Origin of the sequence: Pseudomonas berkeleyensis (assembly GCF_014109765.1) — a bacterium.
GTDB classification, from domain to species: Bacteria; Pseudomonadota; Gammaproteobacteria; order Pseudomonadales; family Pseudomonadaceae; genus Aquipseudomonas; species Aquipseudomonas berkeleyensis.
The window spans coordinates 638,268-657,966 of record NZ_CP059139.1 but is presented as its reverse complement, the minus strand read 5'-3'; the positions used below and the strand labels follow the sequence as shown (position 1 = coordinate 657,966).

General features: G+C 64.4%; 25 protein-coding genes. 15 read left to right on the top strand and 10 right to left on the bottom strand.

All coding sequences use genetic code 11. The features are described 5' to 3' along the window. Position 1: 1 nt before the first annotated feature. The 8 genes from HS968_RS03080 (at position 2) to HS968_RS03045 (ending at position 5,723) form a co-directional block, all read left to right on the top strand. Positions 2-721 carry a class I SAM-dependent methyltransferase gene (locus HS968_RS03080; protein WP_182370099.1) on the top strand — a complete coding sequence of 240 codons (720 nt, stop codon included), beginning with the start codon at positions 2-4 and terminating at the stop codon, positions 719-721. After that, positions 721-1,215, top strand: coding sequence for a hypothetical protein (locus HS968_RS03075; protein WP_182370097.1), 495 nt, complete (start codon positions 721-723; stop codon positions 1,213-1,215). The genes HS968_RS03080 and HS968_RS03075 overlap by 1 nt, the downstream gene beginning before the upstream one ends. Continuing rightward, positions 1,215-2,417 carry a beta-ketoacyl-[acyl-carrier-protein] synthase family protein gene (locus tag HS968_RS03070; protein ID WP_182370095.1) on the top strand — a complete coding sequence of 401 codons (1,203 nt, stop codon included), beginning with the start codon at positions 1,215-1,217 and terminating at the stop codon, positions 2,415-2,417. Before HS968_RS03075 ends, HS968_RS03070 begins: the two co-directional genes overlap by 1 nt. Continuing rightward, positions 2,414-2,878 (top strand): ApeP family dehydratase, encoded by a 465-nt coding sequence (locus HS968_RS03065; protein ID WP_119692098.1) that lies wholly within the window; start codon positions 2,414-2,416, stop codon positions 2,876-2,878. Before HS968_RS03070 ends, HS968_RS03065 begins: the two co-directional genes overlap by 4 nt. Next, positions 2,871-3,599: a 3-oxoacyl-ACP reductase FabG gene (fabG, locus tag HS968_RS03060; RefSeq protein WP_182370092.1), complete on the top strand. Its 729-nt coding sequence runs from the start codon at positions 2,871-2,873 to the stop codon at positions 3,597-3,599. The genes HS968_RS03065 and fabG overlap by 8 nt, the downstream gene beginning before the upstream one ends. Beyond that, the gene (locus tag HS968_RS03055; RefSeq protein WP_119692100.1) at positions 3,599-4,825 is read left to right on the top strand and encodes a beta-ketoacyl-ACP synthase; all 1,227 of its coding nucleotides are present in this window, start codon (positions 3,599-3,601) and stop codon (positions 4,823-4,825) included. The genes fabG and HS968_RS03055 overlap by 1 nt, the downstream gene beginning before the upstream one ends. A 152-nt stretch (positions 4,826-4,977) precedes the next feature. After that, complete coding sequence (locus tag HS968_RS03050) at positions 4,978-5,241, top strand: hypothetical protein (RefSeq protein ID WP_238338907.1); 264 nt, start codon at positions 4,978-4,980, stop codon at positions 5,239-5,241. Positions 5,242-5,282: 41 nt separating this feature from the next. Continuing rightward, entirely contained in the window at positions 5,283-5,723 is a 441-nt protein-coding gene (locus HS968_RS03045; RefSeq protein WP_106737390.1) for an excinuclease, read from the top strand. 43 nt (positions 5,724-5,766) lie between these two features. Here the strand turns inward: HS968_RS03045 and HS968_RS03040 are convergent, their stop codons facing one another. Next, positions 5,767-6,321, bottom strand: a complete 555-nt coding sequence (locus tag HS968_RS03040; protein WP_182370090.1) for a methyltransferase family protein — start codon at positions 6,319-6,321, stop codon at positions 5,767-5,769. 63 nt (positions 6,322-6,384) lie between these two features. Between HS968_RS03040 and HS968_RS03035 the strand changes: the two genes are divergently transcribed. Genes HS968_RS03035 through HS968_RS03010 form a run of 6 tightly spaced genes read left to right on the top strand, consistent with a single transcriptional unit; the run spans position 6,385 to position 10,755 of the window. Then, positions 6,385-6,789 (top strand): hotdog family protein, encoded by a 405-nt coding sequence (locus tag HS968_RS03035; protein ID WP_182370089.1) that lies wholly within the window; start codon positions 6,385-6,387, stop codon positions 6,787-6,789. Continuing rightward, positions 6,782-7,666, top strand: a complete 885-nt coding sequence (locus HS968_RS03030) for an ABC transporter ATP-binding protein (protein ID WP_182370088.1) — start codon at positions 6,782-6,784, stop codon at positions 7,664-7,666. The genes HS968_RS03035 and HS968_RS03030 overlap by 8 nt, the downstream gene beginning before the upstream one ends. After that, positions 7,663-8,853 (top strand): ABC transporter permease, encoded by a 1,191-nt coding sequence (locus HS968_RS03025; protein WP_182370087.1) that lies wholly within the window; start codon positions 7,663-7,665, stop codon positions 8,851-8,853. The genes HS968_RS03030 and HS968_RS03025 overlap by 4 nt, the downstream gene beginning before the upstream one ends. Then, positions 8,835-9,101 (top strand): acyl carrier protein, encoded by a 267-nt coding sequence (locus tag HS968_RS03020; RefSeq protein ID WP_106737395.1) that lies wholly within the window; start codon positions 8,835-8,837, stop codon positions 9,099-9,101. Before HS968_RS03025 ends, HS968_RS03020 begins: the two co-directional genes overlap by 19 nt. Then, entirely contained in the window at positions 9,098-10,207 is a 1,110-nt protein-coding gene (locus tag HS968_RS03015) for a beta-ketoacyl synthase N-terminal-like domain-containing protein (protein ID WP_182370086.1), read from the top strand. Before HS968_RS03020 ends, HS968_RS03015 begins: the two co-directional genes overlap by 4 nt. Then, the gene (locus HS968_RS03010) at positions 10,204-10,755 is read left to right on the top strand and encodes a hypothetical protein (RefSeq protein ID WP_182370085.1); all 552 of its coding nucleotides are present in this window, start codon (positions 10,204-10,206) and stop codon (positions 10,753-10,755) included. The genes HS968_RS03015 and HS968_RS03010 overlap by 4 nt, the downstream gene beginning before the upstream one ends. Positions 10,756-10,847: 92 nt before the next feature. Here HS968_RS03010 and HS968_RS03005 read toward each other — a convergent pair whose 3' ends face one another. Genes HS968_RS03005 through HS968_RS02990 form a run of 4 tightly spaced genes read right to left on the bottom strand, consistent with a single transcriptional unit; the run spans position 10,848 to position 14,337 of the window. Beyond that, entirely contained in the window at positions 10,848-11,849 is a 1,002-nt protein-coding gene (locus HS968_RS03005) for a BtrH N-terminal domain-containing protein (protein WP_182370084.1), read from the bottom strand. Beyond that, positions 11,846-12,253 (bottom strand): hypothetical protein, encoded by a 408-nt coding sequence (locus HS968_RS03000; RefSeq protein ID WP_182370083.1) that lies wholly within the window; start codon positions 12,251-12,253, stop codon positions 11,846-11,848. Before HS968_RS03000 ends, HS968_RS03005 begins: the two co-directional genes overlap by 4 nt. Beyond that, positions 12,243-13,400 (bottom strand): beta-ketoacyl-ACP synthase III, encoded by a 1,158-nt coding sequence (locus tag HS968_RS02995; RefSeq protein ID WP_182370082.1) that lies wholly within the window; start codon positions 13,398-13,400, stop codon positions 12,243-12,245. The genes HS968_RS03000 and HS968_RS02995 overlap by 11 nt, the downstream gene beginning before the upstream one ends. Before the next feature lie 19 nt (positions 13,401-13,419). Further along, entirely contained in the window at positions 13,420-14,337 is a 918-nt protein-coding gene (locus tag HS968_RS02990; RefSeq protein ID WP_119692110.1) for a dialkylrecorsinol condensing enzyme, read from the bottom strand. 32 nt (positions 14,338-14,369) lie between these two features. On the opposite strand from HS968_RS02990, the gene HS968_RS02985 reads away from it, so the two are divergent. Next, positions 14,370-14,852, top strand: coding sequence for a DUF2141 domain-containing protein (locus tag HS968_RS02985; RefSeq protein WP_238338906.1), 483 nt, complete (start codon positions 14,370-14,372; stop codon positions 14,850-14,852). A 36-nt stretch (positions 14,853-14,888) separates the two neighbouring features. Here the strand turns inward: HS968_RS02985 and hemE are convergent, their stop codons facing one another. From hemE to HS968_RS02960, 5 genes are all read right to left on the bottom strand, one after another. Then, entirely contained in the window at positions 14,889-15,956 is a 1,068-nt protein-coding gene (gene hemE, locus HS968_RS02980; RefSeq protein ID WP_182370080.1) for a uroporphyrinogen decarboxylase, read from the bottom strand. 103 nt (positions 15,957-16,059) lie between these two features. Then, positions 16,060-16,500 (bottom strand): cyanase, encoded by a 441-nt coding sequence (cynS, locus tag HS968_RS02975; protein WP_143496574.1) that lies wholly within the window; start codon positions 16,498-16,500, stop codon positions 16,060-16,062. Then, on the bottom strand, positions 16,493-17,401 hold the full coding sequence (locus HS968_RS02970) for an ABC transporter ATP-binding protein (protein ID WP_182370079.1): 909 nt from the start codon (positions 17,399-17,401) through the stop codon (positions 16,493-16,495). The genes cynS and HS968_RS02970 overlap by 8 nt, the downstream gene beginning before the upstream one ends. A 4-nt stretch (positions 17,402-17,405) precedes the next feature. After that, positions 17,406-18,242 carry a nitrate ABC transporter permease gene (ntrB, locus tag HS968_RS02965; RefSeq protein WP_182370078.1) on the bottom strand — a complete coding sequence of 279 codons (837 nt, stop codon included), beginning with the start codon at positions 18,240-18,242 and terminating at the stop codon, positions 17,406-17,408. Next, positions 18,242-19,609, bottom strand: coding sequence for a CmpA/NrtA family ABC transporter substrate-binding protein (locus HS968_RS02960; RefSeq protein ID WP_119692116.1), 1,368 nt, complete (start codon positions 19,607-19,609; stop codon positions 18,242-18,244). Before HS968_RS02960 ends, ntrB begins: the two co-directional genes overlap by 1 nt. Positions 19,610-19,699: the final 90 nt, after the last annotated feature.

Below are 19,699 nucleotides of genomic sequence, written 5' to 3'. Positions count from 1 at the left end.
GATGAACGCCCTGCGCCCCGTCTCGCCCACCTACGTCGAAGAAACCCGCTTCGGCTTCTGGTTCCTGCAGAGCCATGTCTGGCAACACCATGTACTGCGGGTCGCGATCAACGACCTGGTGCGCCTGAGCGGCAGCCCGCTGCCGCAAGCGCCAGTGCTGCTCGATGCCGGCTGCGGCCAGGGCCGTTCCTTCGGCCTGCTCAACGCCGCCTTCGCACCGGCGCGGATGATCGGTCTCGACGCCGATCCGCACAGCCTCGAATGCTCGCGCCGCGAGGCCGAGCGCCTGGGCCTGGAGGTCGAACTGATCGCCAGTGACTGCGCGGCCATCGACCTGCCCGACGCCAGCGTCGACCTGCTGTTCTGTCACCAGACCCTGCACCACCTGGTGGAACAGGAGCAGGCACTCGCCGAGTTCTGGCGCGTGCTCAAGCCCGGTGGCCGGCTGCTATTGGCCGAGTCGACCAAGTACTACATCGACACCTGGGTGATCCGCTGGCTGTTCCGTCACCCGATGCACGTGCAACGCAGCGCCGAGCAGTACCTGGACATGCTCAGCGCGCAGGGTTTCCAGTTCGAAGAGAGCAGTATTTCCTACCCCTACCTGTGGTGGAGCCGCGCCAAGGACTTCGGCCTGCTGGAACGCTGGGGGCTGATGCGACCCAAGCCGGTCGGACAACGCGACGAAACGCTGCTCAACGTGGTGGCGCGCAAGCCGTGATGCCACGCATACTCCTGCTCGTCGCCAGCCTGCTGCTAGGCGCCTGCGCCGCACGCACCCCCGTGCCGCAAGCGGCCCCGGCATTGGCCTTCGCGCTGCCGCTCACCCTGCAGATCCAGCGTGAGCAGGCGGACGTGCGTCAGGACTGGCTACTGGTGATCCAGCAGGAAGGCCCGGCCCTGCGCTGGTCGCTGCTTGACCCGCTCGGTATTCCCCTGGCTCGCCAGTTGCTGGAAGCCGGTGAGTGGCGCGGCGACGGCCTGCTGCCGCCGAATACCGAGGCACGTGAGCTGTTCGCTGCACTGCTGTTCGCCCTGGCTCGCGCCGACGCACTGCAGGGCTACCCGACCGGCAGCTGGCATCAGGATGGCGCAAACCAGCGCCGCCTGAGCCCGGACTGGAACATCCACTACCAGGCCCCCCTGGATTTCACCCTTGGCAAGACCGGCCTGAACTACCGGATACGCGCACTGACCCTGGAAGAAAGCGACTGATGCCCCGCTCAACCACCCCCGGCTATCTCAATGCACTCGGCCTGCTCTGCGCCCTCGGCGAAGGCAAGCAGGCCGTGGCCGATGCGCTGTTTGCCGGTGACACCAGCGGCATGCGCGCTGAAGCCGGCTGGGTACCCGAGCGCTGCCTGACGGTAGGCGCCGTGCATGCCGATCTGCCCGCCATGCCGGCCGGTTTCGAGGCCTCGCACAGCCGCAACAACCAGTTGCTGCTGGCCGCCGCGCAGCAGATAGAAGCCGAGTTGCAGGCAGCCATCGCCCGTTACGGCGCCCATCGCGTCGGCCTGGTACTGGGCACCAGCACCTCGGGCATCCGCGAGGCCGGCGACAGCATCGCCCGCCATGTCAACGAAGGCGAACTGCCCGCCACATACGATTACGCCCAGCAGGAGATGGCCGCCCCAGCCACCTTCCTCGCCGATTGGCTGGGCCTGAGCGGCCCGGTGTATTGCCAGTCCACGGCCTGTACCTCCAGCGCCCGCGCCCTGCTCAGCGCCCATCGTTTGCTCAATCAGGGCCTGTGCGATGCGGTGATCTGCGGCGGCGTCGACAGCCTGTGCCGCCTGACCCTGAATGGTTTCTCGTCGCTGGAGGCGGTTTCCGCCGAGCCCTGCAATCCGTTCTCGGTGAATCGCCACGGCATCAACATCGGTGAAGCCGCGGCCCTGTTCCTGATGACCCGCGAGCCCGCCCCCATCGCCTTCTTCGGTGGCGGCGCCACGTCCGACGCCCACCATATCTCCGCACCGCACCCGGAAGGCCTCGGCGCCCGTGCGGCCATGGAAAAGGCGTTGACCAGCGCCGGCATCGCCGCCAGCGAAATTGTCTACCTCAACCTGCATGGCACTGCCACCCGGCATAACGACTCGATGGAAAGCAAAGCCGTGCGCGCCCTGTTCCCCAATGGCCTGCCCTGCTCCTCGAGCAAACCCATGACCGGCCACACCCTGGGCGCCGCCGGCGCTCTGGAAGCGGCTTTCTGCTGGCTGACCCTGAGCGAATACAACCGTGACGGCCTGCTGCCGCCACACCTCTGGGATGGCCAGCACGATCCCGAGCTGGCGCCCCTTGAACTCGTCCCGCCGGGTGCGCGTCTCACCCGCGAGCAAGGTCGCTACCTGATGAGCAACTCCTTCGCCTTCGGCGGCAACAACGTCGCGCTGATCCTGGGAGATGCACCATGAGCCTGTGGCCCGTTGCAGAGCTGGTGCCCCACGCGGGCAACATGGTACTGCTCGATGAAGTGCTGAGCTGCGACAGCGAAGCAATCGAAGTGCGCCTCATCGTGCGCCCCGACGGCCTGCTCAGCGCTGCCGACGGCAGCCTGCCGGCCTGGAGCGGGGTCGAATTGATGGCCCAGGCCATTGCCGCCTTCGCCGGCATCCAGGCCAAACGCGCCGGTTTGCCGGTAGAGCTGGGCTTCCTGCTCGGCACGCGCAAGTACGCCTGCAACGTCGAGCGTTTCCCCGCCGGCAGCGAGCTGCATATCCGCGCCCTGTGCTCGTTGCAGGACGACAACGGCATGGGTGTGTTCGAGTGCCATCTGACTGGCCCGGACATCCAGGCCGAAGCCCGCCTCAACGTTTTCCGCCCGCCTGAACCGGCGGTCTATTTACAAGAACCGCAAGAACAAGCCCATGACTGAAACCATTCTCGTAACCGGCTCCAGCCGTGGCATCGGCCGCGCCATCGCCCTGCGTCTGGCGCGTTCCGGCTACGACATCGTCCTGCATTGCCGCTCGCGCCGCGATGAGGCCGAAGCCGTGCAAACGCAGATCGCCGAGCTGGGACGCCAGGCGCGCATCCTGCAATTCGACGTGTCCGACCGCGCCGCCTGCCGCGCCACCCTAGAAGCCGATGTCGAGCAATACGGCGCTTACTACGGCGTGGTATGCAACGCCGGCCTGACCCGCGACGGCGCCTTCCCGGCGCTGTCCGAGGAAGATTGGGATCAGGTGCTGCGCACCAACCTGGACGGTTTCTACAACGTGCTACACCCTCTGACCATGCCGATGATCCGCCGCCGTGCGCCAGGCCGCATCGTCTGCATCACCTCGGTGTCGGGGCTGGTCGGCAACCGTGGCCAGGTCAACTACAGCGCCTCCAAGGCCGGCGTGATCGGCGCCGCCAAGGCCCTGGCCATCGAGCTGGCCAAGCGCAAGATCACGGTCAACTGCGTGGCGCCGGGGCTGATCGATACCGAGATCCTCGATGAGCTGGTACCCGTGGAGGAGATTCTCAAGATGATCCCGGCAGCGCGCATGGGCACCCCGGAAGAAGTGGCGGGTGCGGTGAACTTTCTGATGTCCGACGAGGCGGCGTACATTACCCGCCAGGTTCTCGCGGTGAATGGTGGTTTGTGTTGATGAAACGTGTAGTCGTCACCGGCATGGCCGGCATCACCTCGCTGGGCAGCGACTGGCCAACCATCTCGGCCGCGTTCAAGGCTGGCCAGAGTGGTATCCGCCGTATGGACGAATGGGATCGTTTCACCGAGCTCAACACCCGCCTGGGCGGGCCGGTGGATGACTTCGTCCAGCCCAAGCACTGGAATCGCAAACAGACCCGCAGCATGGGCCGGGTGTCCAAGCTGGCGGTGTTCGCGGCTGAACGCGCGCTGGAACACGCCGGTTTGCTCGGCGATCCGTGCATCGCCGATGGCCGCATGGGCGTGGCCTGCGGCTCGTCCACCGGCAGCACCGAGGAGGTCAAGGCCTTCGGCAACATGTTGCTGAACTCGGTGGCCGACGGCCTCAACGCCAACTCCTACATCCGCATGATGCCGCACACCACGGCGGCCAACATCAGCATCTTCTTCGGCCTCAAGGGTCGTCTGATCCCCACCTCCAGCGCGTGCACCAGCGGCAGCCAGGGCATCGGCTATGCCTACGAGGCGATCAAGTTCGGCCGCCTGAAGATGATGCTCGCCGGCGGTGCCGAGGAGCTGTGTCCGACCGAGGCCATGGTCTTCGACGCGCTCTACGCCACCAGTCTGAAGAACGACGCCCCGCACACCAGCCCGCGCCCTTACGACAGCGGCCGTGACGGCCTGGTGATCGGCGAAGGCGCCGGCATCCTGGTGCTCGAAGAGCTGGAACACGCCCTCGCCCGTGGCGCCACCATCCATGCCGAGATCGTCGGCTTCGGTTGCAACTCGGACGGCCAGCACGCCACCAAACCGGTGCAGGAGACCATGCGCGGCGCCATGCAGTTGGCGCTCGATGACGCCGGCCTGGAACCTTCCGCCATCGGCTACGTCAACGGCCATGGCACTGCCACCGAGCAGGGCGACGTCGCCGAGACCCTGGCCACCAGCAGCCTGTTCGGCCCGCAGATGCCGATCAGCTCGCAGAAGAGCTACCTCGGCCACACCCTGGGCGCCTGCGGGGCGTTGGAGTCCTGGTTCAGCATCGAGATGATGAACTCGGACAGCTACGTCTACACCCTGAACCTGGACGAGATCGACCCGGCCTGCGGTGAGCTGGATTATCTACGCGGCGAGTTCCGCCAGATGAGCCATGAGTACGTGATGAACAACAACTTCGCCTTCGGTGGCGTCAACACCTCGCTGATCTTCAAGCGCTGGCACTGATTTTCAACAGACAAGGAACACGGATGATGTCTCGTTTCACTCGATTTGGCCTTATCGCTGCCCTGCTGCTGGGCGTCGCGGCCTGTACGTCGAAACCGGTGATGAACATTGAGAACCGTACACCAGCTTCGGCGGTCAGGAGTGAGGATGATATGCGCCGAGCTATCCTCGCTGCGCTGCACAGCCGCCAATGGACAGTCGAGCGGGCCGATCCGGGGAACATCATGGCGTTGATCGAGCGCCGTAGCCACCAGGCCGAGATCACCATTCCCTATAGCGCATCGAGCTATTCGATCCGCTATCGCGACAGCCAGAACCTCGGCTACAAGAACGGCAAGATCCATCGCAATTACAACAAGTGGATCCATAATCTGGATCGCAGCATCCAGCAGGAATTGAGCAAACCTTCGTTCTAGAAACTGACATCCCTGCAACAGTGATATTCAAGGAGATAACCATGAAAGCAAAAGTCTGGACCACTGCCGCACTTCTCTCCGTGGCCCTGCTGCCCGGCCTCAGCCAGGCGCGCGACACCGCTCACTTCCTCGACTTCCAGTCGGTAGTCAACGAAGCCACCCAGGCCGGTCGTCTCGACGGTTCGGTGAAGTTCTTCCTGAACAAGACGCCGGCTGGCGCACAGATCATCAACGCCAACGTCACCACCAGCCAGAAGACCAACGCCTTCAACAAGACCGATGAAGCGGCTTGCAGCTGGGCGCTGCAATCGGCGCTGATCAAACTGCAGAACTCGGCCAAGGCCGCAGGCGCCAACGCCGTGGTCGATCTGGCCAGCAACTACAAGAACAAGGAATACCGCGACGACAGCAAATACGAATGCCACGCCGGCGCCATCATGGCCGGTGTCGCGCTGAAGGCCAAGTACGCCAAGGTCAAGTAAGCAAAGGGCATGGCCGAGAGCAGTTCCTGCTCTCGGCAGCCACTCAGAGCACGAGTGGCAGGAACATCCAGCTACGGCCCATGTACTGGCGATAAGCATCGCCGAAATAGGCCAGGCACTCGCGCTCCTCGCAGCGCGCCGCACACCACAGCAGCACACTGGAAAGCACCGCCAGCAGCACGATCAGCGCATCGATGCGCTTGAACGCGATGCCCCAGGCCAGCAACAGCAACGAGCAGTACATGGGATGACGGATGTAGCGGAAGATACCGCCCGTCACCAGTTGCGACGTGCGCTCGAAGGCGAATAGCTCATCATCCTGACGTTGCGTACCGGCCTGTCCGAAACGGCGCATCTGGTACACGCCAGCGAACAGCACCAACAGTGAAAGGCTCAGCAGTACCCAGGATATGCGCTGATTCAGCTCGCCACGGTCGCCAAACCAGGACGGCGCATTGAGCACCAGCATCAGCGCCATCGCTTCCCAGGCGAAGAAACGATAGAAACCGTGACTGCGCGGATTGCCCAGTGTGCGCCAGGAAATTCCCACCAGCACTGCGCTGAGCATCACAAAAGCCACCAACTGCCAGATCGTCACTGCATCCTCCCTCTATCCCTGCCTCTGTTACACTGCGTCGCCCGTACGTACCGACCGCCCGCCATGGATCGCACCCAACTGCACACACTGCTGCCGCACCAGGGCGATGCTCTCTGGCTGGATGCATTGGTCGATCACGACAAACTCACTATCCGCGGTCTCAGCGCCTGGCATCACCTCGACAAGCTTGGCAAAAATGCCTCACCTTGCCTGCTGTTCGAAGCCGCGGCCCAGCTTTGCGCCGCACATGGTGCCCTATACGGCGAAGCGGATGCCATTGAAATGGCCCTGGTCGGCAAACTTTCCCAGCTCAATCTGCACCCGGTCACACGCAGTGCAGAACCGCTGCTGGTCAGCGCCCAACAGGAGGCGCTGAGCCCGGCTGGCGCACTCTATGCCTTCGCCATCCATGCCGGTACGCAGCCGCTGCTGGATGGCAAACTGCTGCTGGTACTCGTCCGTGCTTGAGCTGCGTGACGTCAGCTTCCGCTATCCGGGCGCAGACACCTTCGCCCTGCATGGCATCGACCTGCAACTGCAGGAAGGCCAATGCCTGGGCCTGCTCGGCAGTAACGGCGCCGGCAAGACCACGCTGCTGGCCCTGCTCAGCGATACGCTGACCCTGCAACAAGGTGAGATCCGCTGGCACGGCCCGCGCAGCCTGGGCCTGGTGCCACAGCAACTGGCGTTCTACGCCCAACTCACGGTGGCCGAGAACCTCGCGCTGTTCGCCGATCTCTACCGTCTGCACGGTGCCCAGCGCCGCCAGCGTCTGGAGCTGTGCATCGCCAGCAGCGCTCTCGAAGACAAGCTGCAACGCCGCGCCGCGCGCCTGTCCGGTGGCGAGCAGCGCCGCCTGAACTTCGCCATCGGCCTGCTCCAGCCCGCGCGCCTGTACCTGTTCGATGAGGCCACCGTCGGCGTCGATGCCGCCAGCCGGCAGATGCTGCTCGATGCGGTCGAGCGGCTCGCCGCTGAAGGTCATGGGGTGATCTACACCAGCCACTATCTGGACGAGGTCGAGCGTGTGGCCGGGCGCATCCTGCTGCTGCACGAAGGTAAGGTGCGCCTCGATGTGGACAAGCAGCAACTGCTCGATGGCGGCCACGGCCTGCTGCTGGAATGGCCGGAGCAGGTTCCCGCTGGCTTTCAGGAACTGCTCGACCAGTTGCAACTGAGCGCCGAGACGCTGCCCGACGGCCTGCGCATCGGCAATCTGGACAGCCAGCAACTGCTGGCGATCACCCAGTTCCTCGCCACGCAGCCGACCCCACCGAGCCTGCTACGCTTCGGCCGACCTTCGCTGGAACAGCTCTACCTGAGCCTCAACGGAGGCCGCCTGTGAGCCCGTTACTGGCGCTGGCGCGCAAGGAATACCTGCTACTGCTTCGCGACCCGCATGCGTTGGCTGTGCTGTTCATCATGCCGATCCTGTTTCTCGTGCTGATGGCCGCCGCGTTGTCCAACTACCTGCGTGACCAGCCGCCCCCCTTGAGCCTGGTGCTGGAGATCGAGCAAGGCAGTGAAGCCAGCGCGTTCTTCCAGCACTCGCTGCAGGAACAGTTGCCGGGCAGCCACCTGCTCGCCAGCAGCGAAGAACCCCTGCCACGCATCAGCCTGGCCAGGAACTTTTCCGAGACCTTGCTGGAAACGCCTCACATCGGCCCCACGCTGAGCTTTCCCCCGCGTACCGATGGCCAGACACGCCAACGCCTGCGCGCAGCGCTGAACATCGCCCTGGCGCAGACCCGCCTGCTGGCCTACCTGGAAGACAGCGACGCGCTGGATGCGGGCATGAGCACCGAACAACGCTGGCAACTGATCCGCCAGCGCACCCAGAGCGAGATCAGCGAACGGCAGATGCTGGCCAGCGGCGAACTGAGCGGCAAGGCCAACGCCAGCCAACTGAGCGTGCCGGCCTGGCTGATCTTCGGCATGTTCTTCGTCGCCCTACCGATGGCCGGCGGCTTCCAGCGTGAACAGCAGAGCGGCGCCCTGCTGCGCTTTCGCGCGCTGGGCCTGAGCCCCACCACCCTAGTACTGAGCAAGCTGCTGCCTTATCTGGCGATCAACCTGCTGCAGTTCGCTCTGTTGCTGGCCATCGGCGTATACGTGCTACCGCTGCTCGGGCTTAGCGGCCTGAGCCTGCCTGGCTCGCCACTGGCCTACGTGCTGCTGGCGCTGAGCCTGAGCCTGGCCGCCTGCAGCCTGGGCCTGCTGCTGGCAGCCCTGGCGCGTAGCGGCGAACAGGCGTTGCTGCTCGGCGGCGGTCTCAATATCATCCTCGCCGCCATCGGCGGCATCATGGTGCCCAAGAGCGTGATGCCCGAAGCCATGAGCCAACTGGCGGAGATCTCACCGATGAGCTGGGCGCTGGACGCCTTCCTGACCCTGCTGGTGGGCCAGGGCAGCCTGGCCGATATCGCCCCTGACTGTGCCCGTCTTCTGCTGTTCGCCCTGGTGCTGGGCGGTGGCGGGCTTTACCTGTTCCGCAAACGAGTGCAGCAAACGCAATGGACGACACACTACTAGAACAAGAACTCAAGCAATTGCTGATCCGTGAGTGCGACAAGGAAGACGACATCGACTGGCAGAGCATCACCGATGACGAACCGTTGTTCGGTCAGCAGAGCCGCATCGCCATGGACAGCCTCGATGCCCTGCAGGTCTCCCTGGCGTTGCAGCAACACTATGGCGTGCGCATCGAAGGGGCCAAGGACGGACGGCGTATCCTCGGCAGCATCGCCAGCATCGCGGCCTTTATCAGGCAGAAGCAGTGACGCCCATCTACCTCCAGCGCGGCGCTCTGCACAGTGCCCTCGGCACCGACCTGCACGCCGCCAGCGCGGCCCTGCGAGCCGGCCGACTGCCTGTGCCGAGCTCGTTCCAGCTGCATGAACTGCAGCAGCCGCGCCCCTACCTGGCCGTAAACCGCAGCGCTGAAAGCCGCCAGCAGCGCTGCGACCGACTGCTCGGCGAAACCCTAGGCGAACAGCTAGGTGCGCTGGATGACTGCCTGTTGATCATCGCCAGCACCAGCCTGGATATCGACGACCTCGAACAACTGATCGCCGCAGAAGGCGGCTTTCGCCCAGAACATTCGACCTCACTCGACCTGCTGGCCGAAGACCTGCGCCAACGCTGGGGCTTCGCCGATGCCTTCACCCTCAATACCGCCTGCACCAGCGCAGCCAACGGCCTGCTGTATGGCGCGCGGATGCTAGCTGCCGGCCTCTACGAACGTGTGCTAGTCCTGGCCTTCGAGACACCCAGCGCCATCGCCCAGCAAGGCTTCGGCGCCCTCGACCTGACCAGCCCAAGTGGCGCCTACCGCCCCTTCCATCCGGAGCGCGATGGCCTGATTCTCGGTGAGGCCTATGCAGCCACGCTGCTTGCACGGGAACCCGGCGAGGCGCCACTGGCCAAGCTGCTCGGCGGCTTCAGCGCCTGCGACACCAGCAACCTGACCACCACCCGCGAAGACGGTAGCCATATCGACTGGGTGATGCGCGAGGCCCTGCGCAGCGCTGGCGTCGACGCCAGGCAGATCGGCCTGGTGAAACTGCACGGCACCGCCACCGGTGCCAACGACCGCGCCGAGAGCAATGGCGTACGCCTGCTGTTCGGCGACGACCTGCCGCCACTGTCCGTGCTCAAGCCCTGGCTCGGCCATACCCTGGGCGCCTGCGGCCTCAGCGAGACCCTGCTGCTGATGGAGAACCTCGCCAACCTGCCAGGCCTGGACTATGCCGCCGAAGCCCTGCTGCCACTCAGCACCGAGCCGACCTGCGTGGCAGCGGACAGCCTGCTGCTGGCCAACTTCTTCGGCTTCGGTGGCAACAACGCCAGCCTGGTACTGCAACGCTGCGCGGAGAGCCAGACATGAAGCAGGTCATCGCCGCCTGCAGCGTTCGCGGAAATGCGAGCTGCTCCGACAAGGATCTCAAAGCCGCACTAGGCCAGTGGCTGGCCGCGCCGCCACGGCGCATCGACCGCATGATCCTGCAGGCACTGCTGTGCAGCGCGCCTCTCAGGGCGCAGGTGCGCAGCGACTGCGGCCTCTACCTGGCCTCGCGTCACCCGGCCCGCGCCACCATGGGCGCGCTGCTCGATGCCGTTTGCGTACACCAGCGCCAGCCCAAGCCCTTCGAGTTCGTCAACAGCGTGAGCAATGCGGCCGGCTTCCATGTCGCCTCGCAGTTGGGGCTGGAAGGGCCGAACCTGTTTATCGGCGCTGGGGCCAACGTGTGGAAACAGCTACAGATGCTGGCCGCCCTGGATCTGGCCGATGGCACCATCAGCCAGGCGTTGCTGGTGGTGATCGACGAGAACGGGGATTTTCAGGCGCAGGCTGTGTTGGTCGAAGCGACCACGAAAGCCCAGGATTTTGCCGAGCTGACGACAGAAATCGAAGTGCTGCATCTGCAGCTTTAACCTGGTTTGTTGATGGTGGTGGTGGGCTAAAGCCCACCCTACAGTGCTGAGATGCGCCTCCGTAGGGTGGGCTTCAGCCCACCGCACCTGCCTCAACCCTTGCGCTTGGCCCAGGCGCCCAGCTCTTTCATCAGCACCCGCTCCTGCCCGGCGATGCCGCGGAGCATCTCGGCGATCGGCCGGAAGTCCGGCGTCTCACCCTTGCTGCGACTGGCGCGCACGCAGGCCGAGGCGAACTGGCGCCAGTCATCGCCCACCGCCGTCAGACGCGACGAAGCCTCCTGCAGGCTGGCGTCGCCGATCTTCTCGCCGGCCTCCTGCAGGAAGCTGGCATACATGAAGCGGAAGCCCGCACCGCCGGTGCCGATTTCTTCCTGCATGCGCACGATATGGGTGAGGTACAGGCGGTTGTACTTGTTCTGCGCCGGGTCGAGCGCCTCGACGCATTTGGCCAGGTGCTGGATGCCGCGAATGCCGATCCACGGCAGCGGCATGCCGTCGAGGATACGCGAGGTGGACAGCACGCTCTGCCGAATCAGGCGTTCCCAATCCTGCTCCGGCGACACGTCGTCGAGGTAGTACATCAGGCCCTTGGCCGCCAGCGCGCCCTTGGCGAAGCGCGCCTTCTGCAGATCGGCGCTGGCACAACGCACCGGCTCCTCGAACACCGGGTCGCTGAGCAGATACTCATCACCCTCGCGGCCGTAGGCCAACAGGTTGTGCGCATTGAAGTGAAAACGCATCTCCGGCGGGAAGTACGGCAGCCAGAACACCGAGCTTTGCAGACCAGCCAGCCGGCCACTGTCGAGCACCCGGTCGAGTTCGACACGACCCTGCTCGGGCTTGGCGAAGGTGCGGCTGGTCAGACGTACGCCCAGGCGTTTGCTCAGCGTCTTGATCAGGTGGCGCGGCGGCATGCGATAGGCAATCAGCGGCATGCCGCCGATCTTGACGATGGGCAGGTAGGCGAAGGCCAGACCAGACGCCAGGCCGAATGCCATCGGCTCGCTCATTGGCAAACCGGCATGGGTGAGCAGACTGGCCATGACGCCACTTTCGCAGTGGGCGCTCTGGCGGTGCTGGAACGCGGTCATGGCAACTCTCTCTGGTAGCGACGCAGCTCGTCGACGGTGAGGCCGAAGGCTTCGGCGTAGCGCGCCAGCACGGAGGCGCTCAGGCAGCGATAGATTTCCGGACGAAAGTGCCGGCGCACCCGCCACTGCCATAGGCCGGTGATCTGCGACAGCGCCGGCTCGTCCATGCGGTAGCGGTACATCAGGCATTTGAGCGGCGACAACTCGCCACGCTGCCACAGCGCCAGAGCCTCGGCCTCCTGCGCCTCCAGCTCGGCGACGGCCAATTGCGTGGCATAGGATTCGGGATCCCAGCCGACGCTCTGCGCGCCCTGGTAATGGCCGCTTTCATCGACCGCGTAAAGCAGCTTGCTGTGCCCGCCATACGCGGAGCCGGGATCCTGCGGAACTTCGTCAAGCTTCATCGCCAACCACCGTCAGGTGCATGAACGCACTGGAAAAGCGCCCGCTTTCGGGCACGTAGCAGAGCAGCTTCTGGCCGCTGCGCAGGCGCCCGCCATTGAACAGCTCTTCGAGGATGATGAAGATCGATGCCGCGCCGGTGTTGCCCTTGCTGGTCAGGTTGGTGAACCAGCGCTCCATCGGAATCGGCAGGTCGACGTTGGCCAGGCCCACGGCCAGCGGCTCGCGGAAGAACTCCGAGGAATAGTGCGGCAGGAACCAGTCGATATCCGCCACGCGCAGCTCGCGGCGCGCCATGATCCGGCGCAGCGCCTCTTCCACAGTGTACTTGACGATGTTCTCGTTGAGCAGTTTGACGTTCTGTTTGATCGCCATCACCGACTGCTTCGCGCGCTCGTCGGCGTCGTAGCGGCTCCAGCCACGCAGGGTGTCGTCCTGCATGTCGGCACCGGCATACATGCAGGGCGGCATCCGATCGGCGAAGGAGTAGATATCCAGCCAGTCGATGCGCAGGCTCAGGCCGTTCTGATTCGGGCGATCCTGCAGGAGCACGGCGCCAGCGCCATCGGACAGCATCCAGCGCAGGAAATCCTTCTCGAAAGCGATCTCCGGATGCTTTTCCAGCTCATCGACACGGCTTTCGTATTCGGCGTTGAAGTTGCGCGCCTGCATCAGGGTCGATGCGACCTCCGAACCACAGGCCACGGCCGTGCGGCTCTCGCCACTGGCCACGCTCATCCAGGCGTATTTCAGCGCAGTCATGCCGCACAGGCAGATACCGGCGGTGGTCGCCACCTCGCAGGACGGATTGCCCAGCTCGCCATGCACCATCACCGCGTGGCCCGGCATCACCTGATCCGGTGATGAGGTGCTGGCCACCAGGCAGTCGAGCTGGTTCAGCTCGAAACCCTCGCCCTGCAAGCCACGTATCGCTTCGGCGCTGAGCTGCGCATTGCTCATGCTCTGCTCGCCGGTCGCCGGGTCGATGACATAGTGACGCTGCACGATGCCGTTGCGGCGCAGCACCAGCTTGCGCGCGCGCGACGGCTTGCCGCCGACCATGCCCAGGCGCGCTTCCATCTGCTCGTTATCCACAGGCTCGTGCGGCAGGCAGGCGCTGATGCGGTTGATGAATACAGGGGTTACCACGGTCTTACCTCGGGTCACTTCACTCGCCGGATGGGCCGGCAAAGTAGGCCTTCTCTCTCTGGATACGCCCCTTGAACAGCGGCGCCAGCAATTTTTTCAACACCGCCGTGATCGGCACCACGGTCAGAATCAGGCAAATCAGAAACACGATATACAGCACCAGCCCGGCGCCGCGACGGCGACTCTGCTGCGGGCCGAGCGCCGAGAGCAGTCGGCTCCACAGGGTGAAACTACGGTTGCCGACCTTTTCGCTGGCGATCAGTTTTTCATCCACTTTCACCGCGCCCAAGCCAGCGAGCATCGGTGTCTCGATGGGCTGTTGGTCAGCGAGCAGCCGGCGCGCCATAGCGTCGCCGAAACGGCTGGCTGCCGCCAATTCCCGCTCGTCGATGCCTGCGCGCGGTACCCAGCTATAGGGCTTCTGCCGGCCGGTGAACATCCACAGCGGCGTGGCCAGGAAACTCGCCGCCGTACCGCAGGCATCGGTCAGCACGACGTTGTCCACCAGCTTCGCGCCCAGCGCCTGCAGGCGCGCCTTGACCTTCTCCTGCGCCATCAGCCACATGTTGCGGCAACCGATCAGCGTGACCACCGGCGTGTCCTTCAGCAAACGGGCGGCCTCGGGTGAGGCGAGAAAGCTGGTGCAGGGCAGCGAGGGCGAGAGGAACCAGACCTGATACGCCAGAATCACCAGGTCGTAGCGCTTGTCGGCATCCACGGCCAGCGGCAGCAAGGGCTGCGGCTTCATCAGCACGGTTTCGGGAAAGATGCGAAAGAAACCGAGAAAGGGCCAGGGAAAGGGGAAAGGCTGGGCAGGTTGCAGCGTCAGGAAATCCACTTCGATGCCGTCGCACTCGCGCAGCGGCGCACAGACCGATTGCGCCAAGCGGTCTAATTGGCCAGTCTGTGAGAAGTGGACGACTAAAACATGACGCATTCGCGGCGCATTCCCTGCAAAATGTGCAAATTATGCCACAGAGACTTCTTCAAACCGTAACCCGCCTGTGCCAACTTTGCCTATTGGTTCCGCTACTCGCTTGCCAGTCGATCCAGGCAGGCGACCTGCTGATCCAGGTAGAAGGCAAGCAGGATCAGGCAAATCTGTACCTGGCGCTGGTACCCGCCGACCAGCAGGACTGGCAGCCCAGCCTGCTCGAACTGCAGGGTACGCAAACACCACTGCGACTGAGCGATCTGCCGCCCGGCCGCTATGCCATACAGGTGTTCCAGGACAGCAACGGTAACGGCCAGCTGGATCTCAGCCCGCGTGGCATCCCGCAGGAACCCGTGGGGTTCTCCGGTAATCCGTCGCTCTTCGGCGGCAAACCCAAACCCAGCGACAGCCTGTTCGAGCACGGCACGACGGACAGCGTGATCAGCGTGCGCCTGATTCCACCGCGCAAGAACAAGGAGCGCCTGGCCCCCGTTGCACCACGCGCCGGGGATCGCTAGCGGCCAGGCGTAAAGACCTGGCCGCTCGGCTGCGGCTTACTGGTGATACTGCGCCGACAGCTCGTGCACGGCCTCGAAGAAAGCGCCAGCGTGGGCCGGGTCGACTTCCGGGGTGATGCCATGGCCAAGGTTGAACACATGGCCGCTGCCTGCACCGTAGGCGGCCAGGATGCGCGCCACCTCGGCACGAATCGCCGCCGGCTTGGCGTAGAGCACCGCCGGATCCATGTTGCCCTGCAGGGCAACCTTGGCACCGACACGGGCGCGGGCGCTGCCGATGTCGCACGTCCAGTCCAGACCCAGTGCTTCGGCGCCGGTGTCAGCCAGGGATTCGAGCCACAGGCCACCACCCTTGGTGAACAGGATCACCGGCACACGACGCCCGTCGTGCTCGCGGATCAGGCCATCGACGATCTTCTTCATGTAGGCCAGGGAGAACTCCTGATAGGCCGCAGCCGACAGCGCGCCGCCCCAGGAATCGAAGATCTGTACCGCCTGCGCACCGGCCAGGATCTGCCCGTTGAGGTAGGCAGTGACCGACTGCGCCAGCTTGTCGAGCAGCGCGTGCAAGGCTTGCGGGTGGTCGTAGAGCATGGCCTTGGTCTTGCGGAAGTCCTTCGACGAGCCGCCCTCGACCATGTAGGTAGCCAGCGTCCACGGGCTGCCGGAGAAGCCGATCAGCGGCACGCGGCCACCCAGCTCGCGGCGAATGGTGCGCACAGCGTCCATCACGTAGCCCAGATCCTTCTCCGGATCCGGCACTGGTAGCGCCTCGATGTCGGCCAGGCTGCTGACCACTTTCTTGAAGCGTGGTCCTTCGCCGGTCTCGAAGTACAGGCCCTGGCCCATGGCATCGGGAATGGTGAGGATGTCGGAGAACAGAATCGCCGCGTCCAATTGCGGGTAGCGATCCAGTGGCTGGATGGTGACCTCGCAGGCCAGCTCCGGGTTCTTCATCAGGCTCACGAAGTCGCCGGCCTTGGCCCGGGTCGCGCGGTACTCCGGCAGATAGCGGCCGGCCTGGCGCATCATCCAGATCGGCGTGACATCCACGGGTTGCTTGAGCAGGGCACGAAGGAAACGGTCGTTCTTCAGGGCGGTCATGGCAGAGTCCTAGAAAAAAGTGCGGGCATTTTCGCAGAGCGCAAAACAAAAGGCACGGCGGGTGCCGTGCCTTTTGTCCGTCGCGACGATATGCCGCGACGATTCACCAGCTGCGATAGGGCAGGAACTTGCCGTTGAGCACGATCTGCACGCGGTCACCCTTGGGGTCGGCGACGCGGGAAATGTCCATGCTGAAGTCGATGGCGCTCATGATGCCGTCGCCAAATTCCTCGTGGATCAGTTCCTTGATGGTCTCGCCATAGACGTTGATCATCTCGTAGAAGCGGTAGATCAGCGGATCGGTGGGCACGGCCTTGTCCCAGTGTTTGTGCGGGAACGCCTGCAGTGCGGTGGAGACCTCCTCCGGTAGCTCAAGCATCTCGCACAGGGCATCGGCCTGCGCCTTGGGCATGCTGTTCATGCCCAGGCAGGCCGACGTCGTCCACACCGGCGACATGCCGATGCCCTGGCCAAGCGCAGCCCAGTCCAGACCAAGGCGCTCTTTGGCGGCAGTGATGGTGGTGCGCATCTGTTGCTTATCCATGGTGAAACTCCTTCACGGGGGTCAGAGGGACAACCCTGGCGGCAGGTGCTGGCTCGTCCAGGGCGGGGTTGATTTCGGGCGGGAAGCCTTGCTCGTCGGCCACGGTGCAGCCGCGCAGCTCGTGCGAGCGGTTCACCAGAAAGTCCACGAGGTGGTTACGGATGCGGTAGTACGCCGGGTGATGAATCACCTGGTCGCGCTGCCGTGGCCGTGGCAGGTCGATGCGCACCGACTCGGCGATACGTGCCTGCGGGCCGTTGGTCATCAGCAGGATGCGGTCGGAAAGCAGGATTGCTTCATCGATGTCATGGGTGATCATGAACACCGTCTGCCTGGTGGCGCTCCAGATCTTGATCAACTCGTCCTGGATCACCCCCCGGGTCAGGGCATCCAGCGCACCGAAGGGCTCATCGAGCAGCAGCAACTGCGGCTGGGTGGCGAAGGCGCGGGCGATACTCACGCGCTGACGCATGCCGCCGGACAGCTGCGCCGGCTTGCGCGCCTCGGAGCCGCCCAGGCCGACCATTTCCAGGTACTTGCGGCTATGCGCGCGACGCTGCTCCTTCGACCACGTTGGAAAACGTGCACGTACACCAAACTCGACGTTCTCCAGCGCACTGAGCCAAGGCAGCAGGCTGTAATTCTGAAACACCACACCGCGTTCGAGGCTGGGCCCGGCAACCTCCTTGCCGGCCATTTCCAGCGTGCCTTCACTGAAGCTGTCCAGGCCGGCCAGTGCATTGAGGATGGTCGACTTGCCGCAGCCGGAGTGGCCGATGATGCAGACGAACTCGCCCTGGTCGAGGCCGAAGCTGACGTCTTCGAAGACCGTCAGCGGCTCGCTGCCAGGTTGCGGGAAGCGCTTGGCCAAGCGGCGGGCATCGAGAAAATAGCGGGACATGACATTACTCCTGGTAGCTGACGAGACGGGCGACGCTGCCCAGCAGAAGGTCGAGCAGCATGCCGACCACGCCGATCATCAGGATCGAGAAGATCACGCTGGCCAGGTTGAGATTGTTCCACTCGTTCCACACGTAGTAGCCAATACCGGTGCCACCAACGAGCATCTCGGCGGCGACGATCACCAGCCAGGCGATGCCCACCGAGATGCGCATGCCGGTGAGGATGGTCGGCATGGCAGCGGGCAGGATCACGCTGAATGCCGTACGCAGCGGGCTCAGCTCATGGGTACGGGCAACATTGATCCAGTCGCGGCGCACACCGGCCACCCCGAAGGCGGTATTGAGCAGCATCGGCCATACCGAGCAGATGAAGATCACGAAGATCGCCGAGGTCTGCGAATCCTTGATCACGAACAGCGCCAGCGGCATCCAGGCCAGCGGCGAGATCGGCCGCAGAATCTGGATGAAGGGGTTGAGCGCGCGGTACATCAGCGGCGACATGCCGATGACGAAACCGATGGGAATCGCTACCAGCGCCGCCAGCAGGTAGCCGGTCAGTACCCGGTACAACGAATGCGCGAGCTGGATGCCAATGCCCTTGTCGTTCGGCCCGTTGTCATAGAACGGCTGGCTCAGCTCGGCGTAGGCATGCGCCAGCACCACCGAAGGCGGCGGCACGCGGGCCTCCTGTTCGGCCTCGCCCATGAGCAGGGCGTATTCGTCATCGGCGCTGACTGCCGCACTGGCGGGCACTCGGCAGAGCACCTCCCAGATGGCGAGTAGCAGCACCAACAGCACCGCGGAGAGGAGTGCCGCGCGCATGGAAATGGACGTTTTCATCACGACCTCCGCATGGCGAAGCTGGCCAGATAACCGTCCGGATCAGCCGGATCGAAGGGTTTGCCCATCACGCTGAAGGACTTGTAGGCATCCGCCGGTACCGGCAGGCCGAGCTCGGTCATCACCTTGCCGGCGTCAGCCGCGAGGAACACCCGCTCGGCGATGTCGCGGTAGTCGACATCCCCCTGCAGATAGCCCCAGCGTTTCATCTGGGTGAGGATCCACACGGCCATCGACTGCCAGGGGAACGGATCGAAGTCGATGCGCTGGGGCTCGTCATGGATGTTGCCCAGACCATCGGCATAGCGCCCGCTGAGCACCTGCTGCACCACCGGAACCGGCTGGTTGAGGTAGTTGCGGGTGGAGATTGCCTCAGCCACGGCCTTGCGGTTCTCGGCCTTGGAGGAATATTGCGTGGCATCGATCAGCGCATGCAGCAGCGCGCCATAGGTATTGGGATTCTCGCTGGCGAAGCGCTGGCTGCAAGCGAAGGCGCAGCACGGGTGGCCCGGCCACAGCTCCTTGGTCAGCAGGTGGATGAAGCCGACCTTTTCCCATACCGCGCGCTGGTTGAACGGGTCCGGCGAGAGGAAGCCATCGAGGTTGCCGGCGCGCAGGTTGGCGACCATCTCTGGTGGCGGCACCACACGAATCTGGATATCGCGATCCGGATCCAGGCCATGCTCGGCGACGTAATAGCGCAGCAGGAAGTTGTGCATCGAGTATTCGAACGGCACACCGAAGCGCATGCCCTTCCACAGCTTCGGATCACGTTTGTCCTGATGCTGCATGCCGAGCACGATGGCCTGGCCGTTGACGTTTTCCAGCGCCGGCATGACGAAGGGTGTCTGCGTCGAACCCAGCCCCAGGCTGATGGCCAGCGGCATCGGCGAGAGCATGTGCGAGGCGTCGTATTCGCCGGCCAGCGACTTGTCGCGCGCCACCGCCCAGCCGGCGGTCTTCACCGTTTCCACTTCCAGCCCATACTTGGCGTAGAAGCCCATCGGCTCGGCCATGATGATCGGCGTGGCGCAGGTGATGGGCACGAAGCCGATCTTCAGCTTGGTCTTTTCCAGCGGGCCAAGGCTGTCCTTGACCGCCGCCTTGACCGCATCCAACGGGATCAGGCTGCCCAGAATCGCCGCCGCGACACCGCCTCCGATCATCCCCATGAAACTGCGCCGGGAGAAATCGTTGTGGCCGAACACGCCGCGCACGATGGCGTTCTCCACCGCGCGATCGAGCATGGCTTCACTGCTATCGGGCAGCGCAGCGGCACTCGGCGTGCAACGCTGGCAAGCACACCCGGCGGCATGGGAAAGCTCGCTGTCGGGGCTGAATGGATCGTCCAGGCTGTTGACGCTCATCGTGATCACTCCTGCGATGGCCTGCCCCAGATTGGTGAGGCGGACGCTGACTGGGCTGGGCCATTGCTGGCCGGTTCATGTCAGCTACTG